At 45.1% G+C, this 273-nt stretch carries 1 protein-coding gene; it reads left to right on the forward strand.

Going from position 1 to position 273, the window contains the following annotated elements; all coding sequences use genetic code 11:
- Positions 1-273, forward strand: a 273-nt coding sequence (locus AB4653_RS27500) for an SgrR family transcriptional regulator (protein WP_372105826.1), incomplete at both ends; no start/stop codon positions are given.

Raw genomic sequence — 273 nt, forward strand, 5'->3', positions numbered from 1 at the left:
GCTGAATGGTTGGTGTGGGAGCCAAAAGTCGGCAGGAATCAACGTTCTAATCTGACTGTACGTTTTAGCAATCAAGAATTGACTCAACATGTTGCCAGTAAACTGATAGAGCAGGGCAAATACGAAAAAGCACTCTCAATTTTAGACAATGACCGCGCTGTATTTGGCTCTCTCCTCCAAGAAACCTCTGGCGCGACGATGCGTGAAGGGCTGCTGCACGTTCAATTAACCTATAAACGTAAGTTTGAAGACTTGTTCCCGCATCATATTCAC

Source organism: Vibrio sp. 10N.222.48.A3 (assembly GCF_041475345.1).
GTDB lineage: Bacteria > Pseudomonadota > Gammaproteobacteria > Enterobacterales > Vibrionaceae > Vibrio > Vibrio tasmaniensis_A.